General features: G+C 58.3%; 13 protein-coding genes. 4 read left to right on the top strand and 9 right to left on the bottom strand.

Annotated features, from left to right (window positions below; translation table 11 throughout):
- Positions 1-16 precede the first annotated feature (16 nt).
- The 4 genes from EF096_RS16375 to EF096_RS16360 form a co-directional block, all read right to left on the bottom strand.
- On the bottom strand, positions 17-1,090 hold the full coding sequence (locus EF096_RS16375) for a PIN domain-containing protein (RefSeq protein WP_123890875.1): 1,074 nt from the start codon (positions 1,088-1,090) through the stop codon (positions 17-19).
- 129 nt (positions 1,091-1,219) lie between these two features.
- A complete protein-coding gene (gene mauJ, locus EF096_RS16370; RefSeq protein WP_123890874.1) occupies positions 1,220-2,149 on the bottom strand; it encodes a methylamine utilization protein MauJ in 930 nt (309 codons plus the stop codon).
- Between the two features lie 574 nt (positions 2,150-2,723).
- Positions 2,724-3,581: a DMT family transporter gene (locus tag EF096_RS16365; RefSeq protein WP_123890873.1), complete on the bottom strand. Its 858-nt coding sequence runs from the start codon at positions 3,579-3,581 to the stop codon at positions 2,724-2,726.
- 1,089 nt (positions 3,582-4,670) lie between these two features.
- The gene (locus tag EF096_RS16360) at positions 4,671-5,681 is read right to left on the bottom strand and encodes a zinc-binding alcohol dehydrogenase family protein (RefSeq protein ID WP_123890872.1); all 1,011 of its coding nucleotides are present in this window, start codon (positions 5,679-5,681) and stop codon (positions 4,671-4,673) included.
- Between the two features lie 112 nt (positions 5,682-5,793).
- Between EF096_RS16360 and EF096_RS16355 the strand changes: the two genes are divergently transcribed.
- Complete coding sequence (locus tag EF096_RS16355) at positions 5,794-6,684, top strand: LysR family transcriptional regulator (RefSeq protein WP_218565781.1); 891 nt, start codon at positions 5,794-5,796, stop codon at positions 6,682-6,684.
- 800 nt (positions 6,685-7,484) lie between these two features.
- Here EF096_RS16355 and fhuB read toward each other — a convergent pair.
- The 5 genes from fhuB to EF096_RS16330 form a co-directional block, all read right to left on the bottom strand.
- Positions 7,485-9,458: a Fe(3+)-hydroxamate ABC transporter permease FhuB gene (gene fhuB / locus EF096_RS16350; protein ID WP_123890870.1), complete on the bottom strand. Its 1,974-nt coding sequence runs from the start codon at positions 9,456-9,458 to the stop codon at positions 7,485-7,487.
- A complete protein-coding gene (gene fhuD, locus EF096_RS16345; RefSeq protein WP_123890869.1) occupies positions 9,451-10,317 on the bottom strand; it encodes a Fe(3+)-hydroxamate ABC transporter substrate-binding protein FhuD in 867 nt (288 codons plus the stop codon). The genes fhuB and fhuD overlap by 8 nt, the downstream gene beginning before the upstream one ends.
- Positions 10,314-11,084 carry an ATP-binding cassette domain-containing protein gene (locus EF096_RS16340; RefSeq protein ID WP_123890868.1) on the bottom strand — a complete coding sequence of 257 codons (771 nt, stop codon included), beginning with the start codon at positions 11,082-11,084 and terminating at the stop codon, positions 10,314-10,316. The genes fhuD and EF096_RS16340 overlap by 4 nt, the downstream gene beginning before the upstream one ends.
- A 79-nt stretch (positions 11,085-11,163) precedes the next feature.
- A complete protein-coding gene (locus EF096_RS16335; protein ID WP_123890867.1) occupies positions 11,164-12,210 on the bottom strand; it encodes an aminopeptidase in 1,047 nt (348 codons plus the stop codon).
- Positions 12,207-13,103, bottom strand: a complete 897-nt coding sequence (locus EF096_RS16330; RefSeq protein ID WP_123890866.1) for a LysR family transcriptional regulator — start codon at positions 13,101-13,103, stop codon at positions 12,207-12,209. Before EF096_RS16330 ends, EF096_RS16335 begins: the two co-directional genes overlap by 4 nt.
- Before the next feature lie 99 nt (positions 13,104-13,202).
- On the opposite strand from EF096_RS16330, the gene trpB reads away from it, so the two are divergent.
- The 3 genes from trpB (at position 13,203) to EF096_RS16315 (ending at position 16,435) form a co-directional block, all read left to right on the top strand.
- Entirely contained in the window at positions 13,203-14,417 is a 1,215-nt protein-coding gene (gene trpB, locus EF096_RS16325) for a tryptophan synthase subunit beta (RefSeq protein ID WP_123890865.1), read from the top strand.
- Positions 14,414-15,202 carry a tryptophan synthase subunit alpha gene (gene trpA / locus EF096_RS16320; RefSeq protein ID WP_123890864.1) on the top strand — a complete coding sequence of 263 codons (789 nt, stop codon included), beginning with the start codon at positions 14,414-14,416 and terminating at the stop codon, positions 15,200-15,202. The genes trpB and trpA overlap by 4 nt, the downstream gene beginning before the upstream one ends.
- 195 nt (positions 15,203-15,397) lie before the next feature.
- A complete protein-coding gene (locus EF096_RS16315) occupies positions 15,398-16,435 on the top strand; it encodes a hypothetical protein (RefSeq protein ID WP_123890863.1) in 1,038 nt (345 codons plus the stop codon).
- Positions 16,436-17,064: the final 629 nt, after the last annotated feature.

Raw genomic sequence — 17,064 nt, 5'->3', positions numbered from 1 at the left:
CAATACTTGCTAAATATTAATAATAGTAATCACTCGAGTTTTCTTCTACGCAAAAATCAATGCCGCCAGAAAGATCTTTAACGATTATCTGCATATCTTTATTAACAAAACAGCCGCCACCAGCCTCATACGAAAGATAAACCTCAACAGAAAATTCCCTATCCCCATTTTCAACTCTAGTGGCATCATCAAAAGTATAAGTAACTCCATCTTCCTTATCATAGGTGCCGTTAGCGTAGTCCGGCCCAGTAACAGAGACCACATAATTCACATTTACATCAAAAACAATTTGACATTCCTCATCATCGATAAAAACGATTTCAGGTTCAAAATCCTCGACATCTTCTATCGAAAAACTATCTACCTCAGAATGCTCCCAAGCGGAATCATTATAAGCTTCAGCAGCCTCTATTTGAGACTTAATTTCCTGCTTTATCTCATCAACCTGCTCATCAAGGAACTCCTTGATGAACTGAGTTCGATTATCAGCATGCGCGTTATAAAGATCCAAAAATTTACTAAGACTATCAACGCTTATAAACTTCGGGTTTTCTTCGCAGTATGCGATATGGTCGGCATCGGCAGAGATAACATAAATTTTATCACCGTCCGGAATCGCAGAATTAATTGCTAGAAGTGAAAATGCATCGCGAAACTCATTTTTCTTTTTTTCATTTATAAAAGGAGGCTTGCGTTCAAAATACATATCCATTACTTCGTTCGCGTCAACCTTTTTCAAATCAACTATTTTAGTCCGTGATGCAGAAAGGAAATCACCAAATACATGAAGGGCTTCATCTTCAATCAATTTCTGATCAAGCTCCTCAAAAAGATTTTTTACAACCTGATTATTAGAGTTTTTTAAAGTTTTTGCCTTTCTGCGAAAATCTGCAACACCACTCACCGCTTCTCTGATTTGCTCAGAAATTTTTCTTTGTACTTCCTTTACCACAATAGTGCTGGTGATATGTTTAAGCTCTCCGTCGCCACAAAGCCCTTTGAACGATTCGATGGTTTTAGATGAAAAATCAAGGCCCGCTTTTACAAAAGGCTCTGTATCGATGAAGACATTCCGCGTATAAAGAGGCATAGCAATACTCCAAGTAAATTACCGAAAATCCCTTTAGAAAACGGAGATCAGATGAAAATTTATACGCGATTAATTTTCATCTGATCCCAATTCCATTACACCAATTCCGGACCTAAACTCCCGAAGCAATTACCTTCCTAGCCGGTACGAAGTTTGGAGAGTACTTATGACTTTTTCAGCATAAATGTAACTCTTTACTTTTCCCCAAATTATATGATGCGCGACGCTCATAATAAAGGCCGCATCAAGGTGAAACTCTTTCTGCAAATCTGGACTCCACGCCCTAGGGTGTCTTGGATTATGATGATGAAGAAATCCTCTTCTTAAAACTATGTGCTTTATAATCTCCTCCGGCGAGGAGTTCATATAATCGAAAGGACTTACTATCTCTTTAGATACCAGCTCAATTAGATGAGACTGCTTTTTCGCCTCGCCTATAGCTAAAGACACCTTTTTTGAGGACAAGAGATTTTTCTCAATTTGAGCATTTTTAGTTTTTCCATCGCCAAACAAGGTTTCCAAAACAAAGTAAAAATCATAGAATGCATCAACATATTCTCTAACTGCCATATCATTTTTCCCTTTGCGATAAAAAGATAGCGAGACCTCATAACATTTGTTATCAAATCCTGCTATGACTGCCTGAGCCACAAGGGAAAATGGTATTTTTTCTTTATTCTCATCTGGGCCTATAAGTCCAAAACCAAACTCATATAGCTCTAATAATTTACTTTCTTCTTCATTTGCGGGAATCCATGTCACAACGCAACCGTCTACATCTATAGACCTAATACCAAACACTGAAAGCAAGCCCTCAGCGAGCTTTAAGTGAGAGCGAAATTTATTAGGATCTACCCCTCGAACGTCTATATTTTTTATTTTGCCAGCCTCACTAGTAACCTTTGAAATCTGGGTTAAATCAGTTGGCTCCAGAATCTCTATTGCAACAATCTCTTCGTTTTTGATTTCAAAATTTATGACATATTGATCGACGCTTAACGGAAAAACACGATCAACCCTAACCCCGCTTTCAATTTTAAATTTATATTTAGTTAGCACATCGATAACCTGATTTTATACAATTCGGATCAGCGTAACTTCTCGACATTACATCTGCTCCGCGCTCTGCTTTCGGAAAATAAAGAAGGCACATGGCATCTAATCTTTCCACGAGGCTGTTTGGAATCACTGTTGTGATTTTATAGTGCTACTAACTTACACTTTTGCCAACCTTGAATTTGTTTTGAGTTTTGTATTCGGTATACACCGCATATAAAGCCCCACACATACTCAAACCCCGTCTGCACGGGCGAGTAGCACAGGGCTGGCGGGAAAAAGGCGCTTGCGATGTCTGAGCGAAGCGAGTTTGCAAGCGTCCCCGGCAGACCGAGCAACGCAGCGAACCCGCAGGGCCGTGCAGTTGGGGTGGCCTAGGGGGTGTCGGGGGAAATGGCCATGCATTCCCCCTGACTCGCCATCAAGGCGAAAGACAGACCCGATCAATCCGCCAAGTGTGCGTTCCCACGCTGGAGCATAGGAACGATCTGGTTCTGGCGGTGCAGGTTGTGGGTATGGACGCAGAGCGTCCGGGGCTGCATTCCCACGCGGAGCGTGGGAACGATCAGAGAAAGGCTCACGCCTTCTGCCGAAACACCAAAACCAACCCCACCACAATCAATCCCATCCCCACCAAACTCCCAACCGCCATCCGATTACCCAAAAACAGATAATCCAACAACGCCGTACACCCCGGCATCAGATAAAACAGACTGGTCACATTGACCAGATTACCCATCCGAATCAGCCGGTACAGGAGCAAGGTCGCACCGACTGAAATCAACACGCCCATGTAGAACAGTGGCACAACAAAGCCAACAGACCACTCCACCTCGAACGGCTGAAAGGGCGCAACCAAAGCGCACATCAGCAACCCCACGGCGTATTGCAACGGCAATACATCCATCGGCGACTGCTGAATACCCTTCTGAAAGATGGAGCCCACCGTAATGCACAACAGCGCCGCCAACGACAAACCAATGCCCAGCAGCGAGAATCGCGCCGCCAGCAGACTATCGAGCACCACCAGCGTCAGGCCACCCAACGCCAACAGCAGCCCGGCCACGCGCAACACGCTCGCGCGCCGCTCCAGCAGCATCAACGTCAGGATGGGTTGCACCCCAAGCACGGTTGCCAGCACACCGGGGGTTAGCCCGGCGTCGAGGGAGAGCAAGTAGAAGATGGTGTAACCGCCGGTCATCAGCACCCCCACCAGCGCTACCTGGCGGCGGGTGCCCGGCTGCGGCAACCAGCGGCGGCGAGTAAGCGCCAGCAGCCCCAGGGCAACACAGGCCAGGGCAAAGCGCAGCAGCAGAAAAGCAAACGCAGAGGCGTGTTCCAGCCCCCATTTAGAGAAGATCGCACCCGCACTCCAGAGCAGCACAAAGAGCACGGTCGGGCCGATAGCGGCCCAGTTCAGTTGTTTGAATAGCATGACAATCACCTGTCAAAACACAGGTTCCCGACGCTAATAATCGCTAATTGGCGCGAAACGTCGAAGAACAGAAAAGGATGTTTTGGTGCTTCAGAGCGCGCGAGGCGGCGCTGCAGCAACGACACCGGCTACCCGAGGAGGGGCGCCTGGCGGTGACAGAACCACTGCCTGCGAGCACGCGCGTCCGACGCCGGGAGGGGCGCAGGCAACAGCAACAGCTATGCTCAAGGAATGGTTCATCATGCAACTCATGCAGGAAATGGGGTAAAGCGAGAGGAAGGCTAGCAGTCGGGCACAGCTCGCGCAAGCTCATAGCCGCAGCGGGCATGGACGCAGAGCGTCCGGCGATGCATTCCCACGCAGAGCGTGGGAACGATCTGGTGGCGAGTGAGTAGGTCAGACGCAAGACGCGACCACTGCACGGATCCCAGGTCCCCGTCTGCGCGGGCGAGTAGCGCAGGGCTGGCGGGAAAAAGATGTGCGCGGTGTCTGAGCGAAGCGAGTTTGCAAGCGTCCCCGCCGGACCGAGCAACGCAGCGAACCCGAAGGGCCGCGCAGTTGGGGTGGCCTAGGGGGTGTCGGGGGAAATGGCCAAGCATTTCCCCCGACTCGCCATCAGGGCGAAAGGCTGACTAGATCAACCCACCGAGGCGTACATTCCCTCGGTGAAGCATGGGAACGATCGGGTTCTGGCAGTGCGGGTAGTTGGATGGACGCGGAGCGTCCGGGGCTGCGTTCCCACGCTGGAGCATGGGAACGATCAAAGATGACCACTGCACGGACCCCAAGTCCCCGTCTGCGCGGGCGAGTAGCGCAGGGCTGGCGGGAAAAAGGCGCTTGCGGTGTCTGAGCGAAGCGAGTTTGCAAGCGTCCCCGCCGGACCGAGCAACGCAGCGAACCCGAAGGGCCGCACAGTTGGGGTGGCCTAGGGGGTGCAGGGGGAAATGGCCAAGCATTTCCCCCTGCTCGCCATCAGGGCGAAAGGCTGATCAGACCAACCTGCTGCGTGGTTGAACGTGCGCGGGTTATTGACGCGGAGCGTCCGGGGCTGCGTTCCCACGCTGGAGCATGGGAACGATCAGGTCCGAGTTAGAAGCCCTCAAGCACCAGCTTGCCGCGTGACTTACCACTCTCCAACAAAGCATGCGCCCGCATCAAATTAGCCGCATTGATCACCCCATAATGCTCACCCAAGGTGGTACGCAACGCACTGGCGTCGAGCAACTCGGCAACCCGATTAAGCAGCACACCCTGCTCGGCCATATCGGCGGTCTGATACAGGCTGCGGGCAAACATGAACTCCCAGTGGAAGGACGCGCTCTTGCTCTTCAATTGCGTGATATCAATGCTGTCGAAGTCATCAATCACCCCCAGCTTACCCTGGGGTGCGATGCACTCGATGTACTGAGCGTAGTGGTCTTTGGTGTGCGTCAGCGAGGCAATCAGCTCCACGCTCTCAATACCCAGTGCCTGCAGTTGCGCCAGCATTGGCTTGCTGTGATCAATTACATGATGCGCGCCCAACTCCTTGGCCCACTCAGCGCTTTCTTCGCGGGCAGCTGTACCCACAACGGTCAACTCGGTGAGATTGCGTGCCAGCTGAACCAGAATCGAACCAACGCCACCGGCGGCGCCAATCACCAGTAAGGTCTGCCCGGCACCACCACCTTCGGCCACACCGAGGCGATCAAACAGCAGCTCCCAGGCTGTGATCGCGGTCAGCGGCAGCGCAGCAGCTTCGGCGTCGCTCAATGACTCCGGGGCGTGGCCGACGATGCGTGCATCCACCAGCTGGTACTCGGCGTTGCTGCCGGGACGGTCAAGGGTACCGGCGTAGAACACCCGATCACCGACCGCGAAATTCTGCACCTTGGCGCCCACCGCAGCCACCTCACCGACCGCATCCCAACCAATCACCTGCGGCTCATCGACCGTGGCCGGGCGCTTGCTGCGGATCTTGGCATCCACCGGGTTGACCGAAATGGCCGCGACCTTGACCAGCAGGTCCTGCGGGCCAGGGGTGGGCTTATCCAGCTCGATATCGATCAATGCATCGGCGCGGTCAAGGGCGCCAGCCTGGGTGTAAGCAACCGCTTTCATGTGTTTGCTCCTCTGATTCAGGATAGGTAACGATTCATGGACATAGCTTGACTTGATTGCTTAGAAAGAAAAACATTCGTTATAGCGAATCACTTTATTGGAAATCATGAAAATACAGCGTATCGATGATCTCGGGGTGTTTCTGCACACCCTGGAGTGTGGCAGCTTCTCGGCCGCGGCCCGTCAGTTGAATCTAGCCCCCGCCGTGGCCAGCGCCAGTATTAAGCGCTTGGAGCAGCAGCTGGGGGTACGTTTATTTGAACGCACCACGCGAAGCTTGCGGCTGAGCGAGGCCGGGGAGCGCTATTTGCCGCATGCGCGCGCCGCCTTTCAAGCATTGCGCGATGCCGAGCAGGCGCTGGAAGCCGACGCCAACACCTTGACCGGCACTCTGCGCCTGACGCTGCCCTCGAACCTGGCGCGTAGCCACCTGCTCGACTGGCTGGAAGACTACCTGGCCCGCCAGCCCGGCATCCGCATGGAGCTGCAGGTGAGCGACCGCGTCGCCGATCTGTATCAGCAGCCCATTGATCTGGCTGTGCGCTACGGCATCCCCGAAGACTCCAGCTTCGTTGCCCTGCCCTTGGCACCCGACAACCGCCGCGTGCTGTGTGCGTCACCCGAGTACCTGAGCCGCCACGGCGAACCGCAGTCCGTTCAGGATCTGAGCCAGCACAACTGCCTGTGTTTTCGCTTGGGCGAAAGCCTGCACGACCGCTGGCACTTCGAGGCGCCCGAGCCCATTACCCTGCGCGTGCGCGGTGATCGCAGCAGCGACGACGGCGACACCGTGCGCCGCTGGGCCCTGCGCGGGCAGGGCATCGCCTACAAATCCTATCTGGACATCGCCCAGCATCTGGCCAGCGGAGAACTGGTACGGATATTACCCGCCGTAACCGGCGAGCCATCGCCGTTGATGTTACTGGTAATCAATCGGCGGCGATTGAATCCGGCGTTAAGGCAGTTGGCGGGAGAGATGGCGGCGTTTTGTCAGGGGTTATAGCAGCCAATGACCAAGCGGGTTTGCGGGTTTGCGGGTTTGCGGGGTTGCGGGGTTGCGGGTTTGCGACGATGCCAGCCCATGCACGGGCTGAAAATCCCCATCTGAGCGGGCGAGTAGCGCAGGGCTGGCGGGAATAAGCCCGAGGACTGTCTGAGCGAAGCGAGTTCCGCAGGGCCCCGGCTAGGCGCCCCCACCAGACCAAGCAACGCAGCGAACCCAAAGGGCCGCGCAGTTAGGGTGGCCTAGGGGGTGTCGGGGGAAATGGCCAAGCATTTCCCCTGACTCGCCATCAGGGCGAAAGGCTGACCAGATCAACCCACTGCGAGGTCGCGCGAGTAGGTGCGAAGGCCCCGGTAGCGCGAGTAGCATTATGGCCGCAGAGCGTCCGGGGCTGCATTCCCACGCTGGAGCATGGGAACGATCAATATTGTTGGTGAGCAAACGGCAGCGAACGGGTAATCGCTATCTGCAATCTTTAACGGTCAGTTCTATGCTGATCTCATTTCCGTTTTTCGCCTCTAGGCGAGCCAAGGGGGAATGCTTGCCCATCCCCCCTTAGCAATCCCTCCGGGGCACCCAACTGCGCGGCCCTACGGGTTCGCTGCGTTGCTCGATCTGCCGGGGATACTCGCAAACTCGCTACGCTCAGACACCGCGAGCATCTTTTCCCCGGCAGCTCTGCGCTACTCGCCCGCTCAGATGGGACGTTTTGCTCCGTGCATTCGGCTAGGTTTATTGAAATGAGGATCGAAACTGCGAAAACATCGTTAGGCCGTTGAGCATCAGTGAAGACTAGAGCCTCAGCGCCTACGACTCAGCCCCCAAATCAGATAACCACCCCCTAGTAGCGCCGCCAGCAACCCAGCCGGTATCTGCTCGGGGAACATCAGGTTGCGACCCAGCCAATCGGCTAGCACCATCAACAAGGCGCCGAGTAGACCCGAGCCGAGCAATTGCGCGCGCGCCTGCTGCAGGCCCAGCACCCGCGCCATGTGCGGTGCCATCAAACCGACAAAGCTCAGCGGACCCACCAGCAGGGTGGCGATGGCGGTCATAAGCGCCGCCAGAAGCATGATGCCCAGACGCGCGCCGCGCATGGGCACACCGAGGCTGCGCGGCGTGCTTTCACCCAGCGGTAGCAGCGTCAGCCAACGGCTCAAGGGTAGGCTCACCAGCAGCAGGAATACACCGGCAAGCAGCGCCATGATGCCAGTCGGCAGCTCGACGAAATAGGTCGAGCCCGACAACCAGCTGAGTACCGATTGACCGCGTGGATCGTTCAGCGACAACACCAGCATCTTGACCGCATCAAAGAGCGCGCTGATGGCAATACCCACCAGCAGCAGACGCTCAGGTGCGTAGGCCTGGCGGCGCGCAAAGCCGACGATCACCAGCAACACCAGCAGGGCACCGGCAAAGCCCATGATCAGCCGCACCCAGAAGGGCGCGCCGATCCAGACGAAGAGGGTGAGCATCAATCCCAAGGCAGCACCGGCGCTGATGCCCATTAGCTCGGGGCTGGCCATCGGGTTGCCGGTCAGACGCTGCAACAGACAGCCGGCCAACCCCAGCAGCAGGCCCGCGCCCAGGGCCGCAAACAGGCGCGGCAGGCGCCACTGCAATAACTCCGGATCGAGACTCCAGCTCCAGCCTTGCGGTCCTTGCCCGAGCAACAGCGCCACCACAGCGAGCAGTAGCAGCCCCAGCAACAGCAGTGGCAATAGCCGCTGACCGCCCAACGGCAGTGATCGTGTGCGCTGCGCGCTGGCTTGCGGTCTGGCTGTAGACAAGCGCAGACGCGGGATCAGCCACAGCAGCAAGGGCGCACCCAACAGCGCGGTGACGCCGCCGGTCGGTAGCAGCTCGCTCAAGCGACCAGCGAAGCCCTGCACCAACTGATCGGTCAATAGCAGCAGTGCGGCGCCCAGCAGCGGTGTCCAGACCAGTCGCTGGCGCAGGGTGCGCGCGCCCATCAACCGAGCGATGGTGGGCGCGGCCAAACCGATAAAGCCGATAACGCCCACGCTGCTGACCACACAGGCCGTCATAAACACGGCCAGCGCCAACGCCACCACGCGCAACCGGTCCAGCGACAAGCCCAGACTGCGCGCGCCGCTGTCATCCAGTTCGAGCAGGCTCAGCGGTCGTACCAGCAGGGTGATCAGTACCAGCGCCAGACCGAGGCGTGGCAGCAGAAAGAGCACCGCATCCCAGTTGTTCTGGCTGAGTGAACCCGCGCTCCAGATAAACATCGCCGACAGCCCCATGGGCTGCAGCAGCATCAACATCACGTTCAGGGCACCGAGCAGCAGGCTGATCACCAGGCCGGCCAGGATCAGACTCAGCGGTGACAGGCCGCGCCGCCTCGCCAATGCGAATGCCAGCAGGGTGGCCAAACCACCGCCGGCCAAGGCGACCCACTCGCCCGCGATCAACAGGCCGGGAGCATAGAGAGTAGCGAGGGCCAGCGCCAACTGCGCGCCACTGGCGACCCCCAGGGTGGTAGGCGAGGCCAGCGGGTTGCGCAGCACCTGCTGCATCAACAGGCCAGCGAGCCCTAGCGCCGCGCCGCAGAGCAGGGCAACACAGAAGCGCGGCAACCAGCTGTAGTGCACCTTGAGTTGCGCCAGATCAGACAGGTCCGGCTGCCAAAGTGCGGCGGGCAGGTCTGCCAGCGGCAGCTGGCGCTGCAGAACCCAGAGCGCCATGGCCAGGCTCAAAAGGCAGATAGTCAGGCCCCAACGGCGGGGTGATGCTGCGCTCGGATTAGTCATGCGGCAGCGCCTCCTGCAGCAAACGCAGAAAGTGTTCTGCCGACATCAAGCCGCCAAACTGCCACGCGGGCGGAAAGGCATACACCCGCTGCGCCCGGACAAAGGGCATGTTCTGCCAGAGCATGCTGCGCGCCAGGGTGCGCTCAGCGTTTAATGGCATGGGAGCAAAGTAGATAAGGGCGGCATCGGGCGTCTCGGTGAGTTGCTCGATACCCGCCTGGTTGAAGCCCCAATAATTGTCTTCGCCGGTCCAGGCATTACGCAGCCCGACACGCACCAGCACCGAATGAAACAGGCTGCTGTCGCCAAATACGCGAACGTGGCGGTCATCAATAAAGCTGACCAGATAAAAGGGTGGCAGCGTGCGCCCGGACAACTGCGCACGCACGGCAGCAATGTGCTGGTCCAACTCGCTGATCAGCCGCTCGGCCTCGGCCTCGTGCCCGGTCAGGCGACCCAACTCGCGAGTCACCTCGGCGGCGGTGAGCAGCGGGTTACTGTCAGGGCGGTAAATGGCCAGGCTTTTGACCGGCGCGATCTTCTCCAGCCAGGGCCGCGCGGCCTCGAACTGCGGCGTGATCAGGATCAGATCGGGCTTGAGTTGCGTGAGCAACTCCAGATTGGGTTCGGTGCGCAGGCCCAGATCCTGCACCGAATCCGGCATGACTGGCTCACCCACCCAGCGGCGATAATTCTCCAGGCCACCAACAGCGATAGGGGTAACGCCAATGCCGAGCAGGGTTTCCGCCAGCCCCCAGTCGATGGCGGCAATGCGGCTGTAGCGTGGCTCGGCGGGCGTGTCGGCCATCGCCAGATGGGGCAGCAGTGCCAGCAGCAGCGCCAGACCGAGGTGCCTCACCCGTGCGCTACCGCGATGCTGGAGCTTTGATCCGGGTGCGGGATAACACTCATTGGCAGGCCGTAGATGGCCTCCAGATGCTGCGGGTTCATCAGCTCGGCGGGGCTGCCTTGCAGCAGCAAGCGACCGGAGTGCAGCGCTACCAGATGGTCGCAGTAGCGCGCCGCCATGTTGATATCGTGCAGCACCACGATAACGCCCAGATCCAGCTCGCGGCTAAGCCGCTGAACCAGCGCCAGCACCTCGACCTGATGGGCAATATCCAGCGCCGACGTCGGCTCATCCAGCAGCAGGTAACGGGTGTGCTGGGCCAGCAGCATGGCCAGCCAGACCCGCTGGCGTTCACCACCGGACAGGGTATCGACCAGGCTATCGGCAAAGCGGGTAACGTCGGTCAGCTCCATGGCGCGCTCGACTTCCTGCTGGTCGTCCACACTGAAACGACCGAGCAGGCCGTGCCAGGGGTAACGACCAAAGCCCACCAGCTCACGCACCGTAAGGCTTTCGGCGGCGGGCAGTTGCTGCGGCAGATAGGCAACCTGACGGGCAAATTCGCGCTCGCCCCAGGCCTCCAGCGGCCGCTCGTCCAGCAGAATACGGCCTGCGGTCGCAGCCTGTTGCCGCGCCAGCAGTTTGATCAGGGTGGATTTACCGGAGCCATTGTGACCGATCAGGCCGATCATCTGACCCGACGACAGGACCAGGTCCAGCGGCTGCAACAGCGTCCGCTCGGGTACGGCAAAGGAAACGGACTCCAGTTGGAACATGCGGGCTCCGGGGAAGGGATGGCTAAAACAGGCCCGCAATGTACTCTGAATAGCAATTATTATCAATCAGATTAAGATCTCAAGGCCGCTCTGCACCGCGCTCCAGCAGAGCTAGCAGCGCTGCCGTGCGCTCACTATCAGACAAGTTGCCCAGGCGCTCGACAGCCTGATAAAACGCCGGCCAGCTGCCGCTCGTGCGATACAACTCGGCGAAGGCCGGAATCCACTGATCGTAAAGCCCAAACGGCAGCAGGCGGGCATTGTTCAGCTCACCGGCAAACCAGTGATCATAGGGTCCTGTGCCCTGCCAGCGTGCGTCTCGCCAGCGCTGATAATCGGCACGCAGTTGGCTGAACACCGCCGCTTTGCCAGCCAGCTTGTCGGCATCACTGGCCGCGCTGGCGTAGAGCGCCAGCAACTGTTCGCGAGCGTGCAACAGCAGCTGCACAAACTCGCGCTCCTGCGCGCGCGGGTCATCCGGCAGCGCAGCCAGCCCCTGCTCGGCGCGCCACTCGCGCAGGCCTTGCTGGCCAACAAAACTGGCGAAGGACTCGTTGAAGGCGGTGTCGTCCTTTACGTAAAACTGCTGATGCGCCAACTCGTGGAACAGCAACTCAGCCAGGTAGTTGTCATCCCAGTGCAGCATCGAGCTGAGCAGCGGGTCGTCATACCAGCCCAGCGTGGAGTAGGCCGGAATACCAGCCACATAGACCTCATAGCCCTGCTCACGCCAGTGCTCGGCTGCTTCCTCCGCGCTGGCCTGATCAAAGTAGCCCTTGTAGGCAATGCAACCGAAGAAGGGATAACAATGCGCCACCGCGTCCATCGACAGTGGCTCGGCGACAAACAGATTCCACAGTGCGTAGGGCCGGGGCAGGTCGGCGTAGCGGGTGTAGCTGGCGTTATCGGGTAGCTGCAGATGACCACTGGCATAGGCTCTTATTTGCTGCGCCTGGCGCAGCCGCTTGACCAGCTGCGGATCGGTGGCCGGGTTCTGCAGTACCTCTTCTAGCGGTTGCGCACGCGACAACAGATCGCGCTGCCCCTGCCAACTGTGGTGCAGATAGGCCACTGAGCTGCAGCCCTGTAGCAGCATCAGCATGACCAGAAGGCCGATGCGCCTCATATCGACGACTCCTGCATCTGGGTAATCAGCCAGTCGGCCAGTTGTTGCGCGGCGCCCTGCGGCTGGCGCGCTGGCACCCAGAGCCCCAGCTGATGCTGCGTTTCAACGAACCCCCAGGGCGCCAGCAGGCGACCGGTGGCCAGATCATCGGCCACCAGCAGCTGCGGCGCGATGGCTACGCCCAACCCTGAAAGAGCCGCCTCCAGCAGGTAATACAGATGCTCAAAACCTTGCCCCTGAGTCAGCTTGGCCGGATCGATCTGCTGCAATCGTGCCCAATCCGCCCAGGCCTGCGAACGGGACTGGGTATGCAGCAGGCTCTCATTCAGCAGCGCGGTGGCCGGTTGCCCGTGCAGGCGCGCTGCGCCGGAATAGCGCGGACTGAAGACCGGGCCGATATGCTCCTGCCGCAGCGGGTAAACCTGCATATCGGCAGGCCAGGGCGGGGCGGCAAATAACAGGGTGCCACTGACACCGGCGCGGCGCGGGTCGAGCTCGCCCTCACTGGCCGACAGGTGCAGATTGAGTTCGGGCAGCGCGGCATTCAGCCGATCAAGCCTGGGAATGAACCAGCGAGCCAACAGGCTGCCGGGGCAGGCGAGCAGAAAAGGGCCGCGTTGATCGGCCTGACGTATCTCGGCGCATACCTCACGCAAGCTGCCAAAGGCATCGCGGCACGCATCGCGCAGCTGGCGGCCAGCGGCAGTAAGCTGAATACCGCGCCCGACCTTGTCGAACAGGGCCACCCCCAGTTCCTCTTCAAGCTGCCGTATCTGGCGGCTTACCGCACCGTGCGTGACATGCAGTTCATCCGCAGCCTGACTCATGCTTTCCAGTCTGGCAGCCACTTCAAAGGCTTTGAGCGCGTTCAGCGAAGGTAAGTCTCGGGCCATGGGATACGTCACTTTTTCTCACAGGTTTGCGCCATCATATCGATTTTATCGCGGCGCTGTCTGCCCTAATGTAGGCGCATCAACTTTGGAGGTGAAATCATGTCGAGTGCCAACCAACATTACCGCCGCGATGCCGACGCACAGGGCCAGTTCGGCCAGTTCGGTGGGCGCTTCGTTGCCGAAACCCTGATGCCGCTGATTCTCGACCTGGAGCAGGCCTACAATCAGGCGCGCTCCGAGCCGAACTTTATCGCCGAGCTGGACCGCTTCAACGCCGAGTTCGTTGGCCGCCCCAGCCCGCTGTACTATGCCGAGCGCCTGACCGAGCAATACGGCGGCGCCAAGATTTTCTTCAAGCGCGAAGAGCTGAATCACACCGGCGCGCACAAGATCAACAACTGCATCGGCCAGGTCCTGCTGGCCCGACGCATGGGCAAGACGCGCATCATCGCCGAAACCGGCGCCGGTATGCACGGCGTAGCTACCGCCACTGTGTGCGCCCGCTTCGGCCTGGACTGTGTAGTCTACATGGGCGCCACCGACATTGATCGCCAGCGCGACAACGTGGCACGCATGCGCTTGATGGGCGCCAAGATCGTCCCCGTTACCTCCGGTAAGGGCACGCTGAAAGACGCCATGAATGAAGCCCTGCGCGACTGGGTCACCAACGTCGATAATACCTTTTACATGATCGGCACCGTCGCTGGGCCGCATCCTTATCCCACGCTGGTCCGCGACTTTCAGTCGATCATTGGTCGCGAAACCCACAGCCAGATGCTTGAGCGCGAAGGGCGTCTGCCCGACAGCCTGGTCGCCTGCATCGGCGGCGGCTCCAACGCCATGGGGCTGTTTCATCACTTCCTCGACTACCCGGAAGTACAGATGATTGGCGTAGAAGCCGCAGGCCACGGGCTGGACTCTGGCAAGCACGCGGCCAGTCTCAAGGGCGGCGTACCGGGCGTACTGCACGGCAACCGCACTTACCTGCTGCAGGACGAAGACGGCCAAATTGACGATGCACATTCGGTCTCCGCCGGCCTCGACTATCCGGGCATTGGCCCCGAGCACGCCTGGTTGCATGAGGAAGGCCGCGTCGAATATGTCGCCGTGACTGACCAGCAAGCACTGGACGCCTTCCACAACTGCTGCCGGATGGAAGGCATCATCCCGGCGCTGGAAACCGCCCACGCCCTGGCTGAAGTGGCGCGCCGCGCACCCACCCTGCCCAGCGATCACCTGATGGTGGTTTGTCTGTCCGGCCGTGGTGACAAGGACATGCCCACCGTGCTGCGCCTGATGGAGGAACAAGCATGAGTAACCGTTTACAACAACGCTTCGCCGAGTGCGCCGAGCAGAACCGTGCTGCCCTGGTAACCTACATCTGCGGCGGCGACCCCAACTATGACGTCAGCCTCTCGCTGCTGCAAAAGCTGCCAGGCGCCGGTGCCGATATCATCGAACTGGGCATGCCGTTCAGCGATCCGATGGCCGACGGCCCGACCATTCAGGCCGCCGCCGTGCGCGCGCTGAACAGTGGCCAGACGCAGCGCAAGACGCTGGAGATGGTCCGCGCTTTCCGCGCCGAGAACACAACCACCCCGCTGGTGCTGATGGGGTATTACAACCCGATCCATCGCTACGGTGCTGAAGCCTTCCTAAACGACGCGCACGCTGCCGGTGTCGACGGCCTGCTGATCGTCGATCTGCCTGCCGAGCACGACAACGAACTGGGCCCCATGGCACGCGATCTGGGCCTGGACATGATCCGCATGGCCAGCCCTACAACCGATGCCAAACGCCTGCCGCGCGTGCTGGCCAATGCCAGTGGCTTTCTCTATTACGTATCGCTAAACGGCGTCACCGGGGTAGGGCAAGCCGACAACGCCGTGGTAGATGCAGCGCTGAGCGACATACGCAAACAGAGCGATTTGCCGATCTGCGTTGGCTTTGGTGTGCGCACGCCAGAGCAGGCTGCCGCCTTTGCCCGCACCGCCACTGGCGTGGTGGTGGGGTCGGCGTTGGTTGAGGCCATGAACAAGGGCGGTGAAGCTGCCGCGCTGGAATTGACCACTGCCCTGGCTGGAGCGATGCAGCGCTAACCGCTGCGTTGGCAGCGCAGCCGCTTTCGCGTGCTAAGCAGGGTGAGTGAGCGTGAATCGGTCACGAGTACGCTATTCACCCTGACCTTATGCTCCCAACGTGAAGCAGTCGAGGTAGACGATCAGACCTGCATGACGCACACGTCTTTCAAATGTATAGTCCCCGCCGACTTTTATGAGTAGGGACAGGTACATATGGACATGACAGAGGCGCAATCGCAAGTGGCTTTTGAGCGGTATAAGCGAGAGCCCGCATCACTACCATGGATTATTGCCCGATCGCTCGCCCTTCAGTTGCTGGTGTTTGGCAGCTATATCTTATTGGTCGTAACCTCAAGCCCCTACGATAATCAGCTCCGCTGGTTGGAGACGCCGGCAGCTGTGCTGTTAGGCCTGGGTGCCCTGGCCCTTGCTAGCCTCGAACTGGCTATCGCGACCCAACCGACCTATCGCAAAGCCGCCCTGGTTAAGTTGATTTGGGTGGTTGCCTTGGGCCTGGCCATAGGCGCCGCTGAAAGCCTGTACTTTGAGTTGGTTTATGCGAATACGCTAATCGACGCGTCAGGGACTGCGTCCACTACTGGCCAACTGCAGTTCCACGTCACGCCCATCGTCAGCTTTGTTATCACTTTCATCATGTTACGCCACGTTCTCAGTCGCACCACTGTTTGGACATTACCGCTCATGGTGCTGGCCTGGGCGCTGATTTACAGCTGGGTATTCTCAGTGGCGATACAGCTAAGTGTTGGCGAGTGGCCGACCGGTATTGTGGGTATCCTGGTTAGACCCTTTTACGCACTTTATGCCAGCCCACTCGACACCCTCGGCTTCAGCCTGATTGCCGTATTGCCCTTGCGCCACTGGAGCAAAAAGCTGGTCGCCTGGCAACAACCCGACCGGCGTTCTGTTGTTAAGCGTGTCACCGCTTTAATCAGCGATTTTGCTCATGGGCAACTCAGCTATGCTCAGTTTTTCTGGTATGGGAGCTGCGTGCTTGGGCCCATATTGGGGTTACTGGTTAGCGGTCTGCTCGCGAGCTTTCACAACCCGGCTATCGCTTTGTTGGCAACACTCGCCATTTTTTCGTTCTGGACATTCCTGTTATTAAAGCTGCTCGACGCGGCTGATCGACAACAGGTTGCGTTGGTATGGCAGTTTTTGGCTATTATCCTGGTTAGTGGATGTCTGGTAGGTGCTGCGGTTGCTGCTTTTGTGCAGATAAGCGCGCTGTAGTGGAGGGTGGTTAGCCGCCGCCGCGCCGGGCTTATTTCGCACTAATCTATGTTGGGTTCAACTTTCTTTGACTAACTAGATACCGATTTCGCCTCTAGGCGAGCCAAGGGGGGATGCTTGCCCATCCCCCCTTGGCAATCCCCCGGGGCACCCAGCTGCGCGGCCCTTCGGGTTCGCTGCGTTGCTCGATCTGCCGGGAGCCCTCGCAAACTCGCTTCGCTCAGACACCGCGAGGACCTTTTCCCCGACAGCTCTGCGCTACTCGCCCGCTCAGATGGGAATTGGTAGGCCGTGCAGTTAGGTAATACGTAGTTAAACCAAACGAATAGAATTCGGAAATCCACCGATGCTTTGCCTTTCGTCCCCCTTCCAAGCTGTCGAGTAACGCAGGATTTGAGCGATCAGCGGGGCGGACTGTCTGAGGTGCGAAGCGCCGAGTTTCCGCGACGCCGCTCGAATCCGAGTAACGCAGAGAAGCCGCAGGCCAGCTTGGCTGGGGGTGTGTACGACTCAAGAACATGGGTAACAGTTCTATTCAAATACATAGGTAACACATTGCTTAAATAGTGAGCACCTGACAGGAGGTGCTCATGCCTTGGCGAGAAGTGAAACCTATGGACGAACGTGTG

This window comes from Pseudomonas neustonica, from assembly GCF_003797945.1.
Classification (GTDB): domain Bacteria; phylum Pseudomonadota; class Gammaproteobacteria; order Pseudomonadales; family Pseudomonadaceae; genus Halopseudomonas; species Halopseudomonas neustonica.
The sequence above is the reverse complement of the archived record's forward strand: the minus strand, read 5'-3'. Positions and strand labels throughout refer to the sequence as shown.

What these genes read in the sequence shown, in the direction of transcription:
- EF096_RS16360 (WP_123890872.1), bottom strand. Translation starts at nt 5,681, where the DNA reads ATGAAAGCGGTTGCTTACACCCAGGCTGGCGCCCTTGACCGCGCCGAT.
- fhuB (WP_123890870.1), bottom strand. Translation starts at nt 9,458, where the DNA reads ATGACTAATCCGAGCGCAGCATCACCCCGCCGTTGGGGCCTGACTATC.
- EF096_RS16365 (WP_123890873.1), bottom strand. Translation starts at nt 3,581, where the DNA reads ATGCTATTCAAACAACTGAACTGGGCCGCTATCGGCCCGACCGTGCTC.
- EF096_RS16330 (WP_123890866.1), bottom strand. Translation starts at nt 13,103, where the DNA reads ATGGCCCGAGACTTACCTTCGCTGAACGCGCTCAAAGCCTTTGAAGTG.
- EF096_RS16335 (WP_123890867.1), bottom strand. Translation starts at nt 12,210, where the DNA reads ATGAGGCGCATCGGCCTTCTGGTCATGCTGATGCTGCTACAGGGCTGC.
- trpB (WP_123890865.1), top strand. Translation starts at nt 13,203, where the DNA reads ATGTCGAGTGCCAACCAACATTACCGCCGCGATGCCGACGCACAGGGC.
- EF096_RS16340 (WP_123890868.1), bottom strand. Translation starts at nt 11,084, where the DNA reads ATGTTCCAACTGGAGTCCGTTTCCTTTGCCGTACCCGAGCGGACGCTG.
- EF096_RS16375 (WP_123890875.1), bottom strand. Translation starts at nt 1,090, where the DNA reads ATGCCTCTTTATACGCGGAATGTCTTCATCGATACAGAGCCTTTTGTA.
- EF096_RS16315 (WP_123890863.1), top strand. Translation starts at nt 15,398, where the DNA reads ATGGACATGACAGAGGCGCAATCGCAAGTGGCTTTTGAGCGGTATAAG.
- trpA (WP_123890864.1), top strand. Translation starts at nt 14,414, where the DNA reads ATGAGTAACCGTTTACAACAACGCTTCGCCGAGTGCGCCGAGCAGAAC.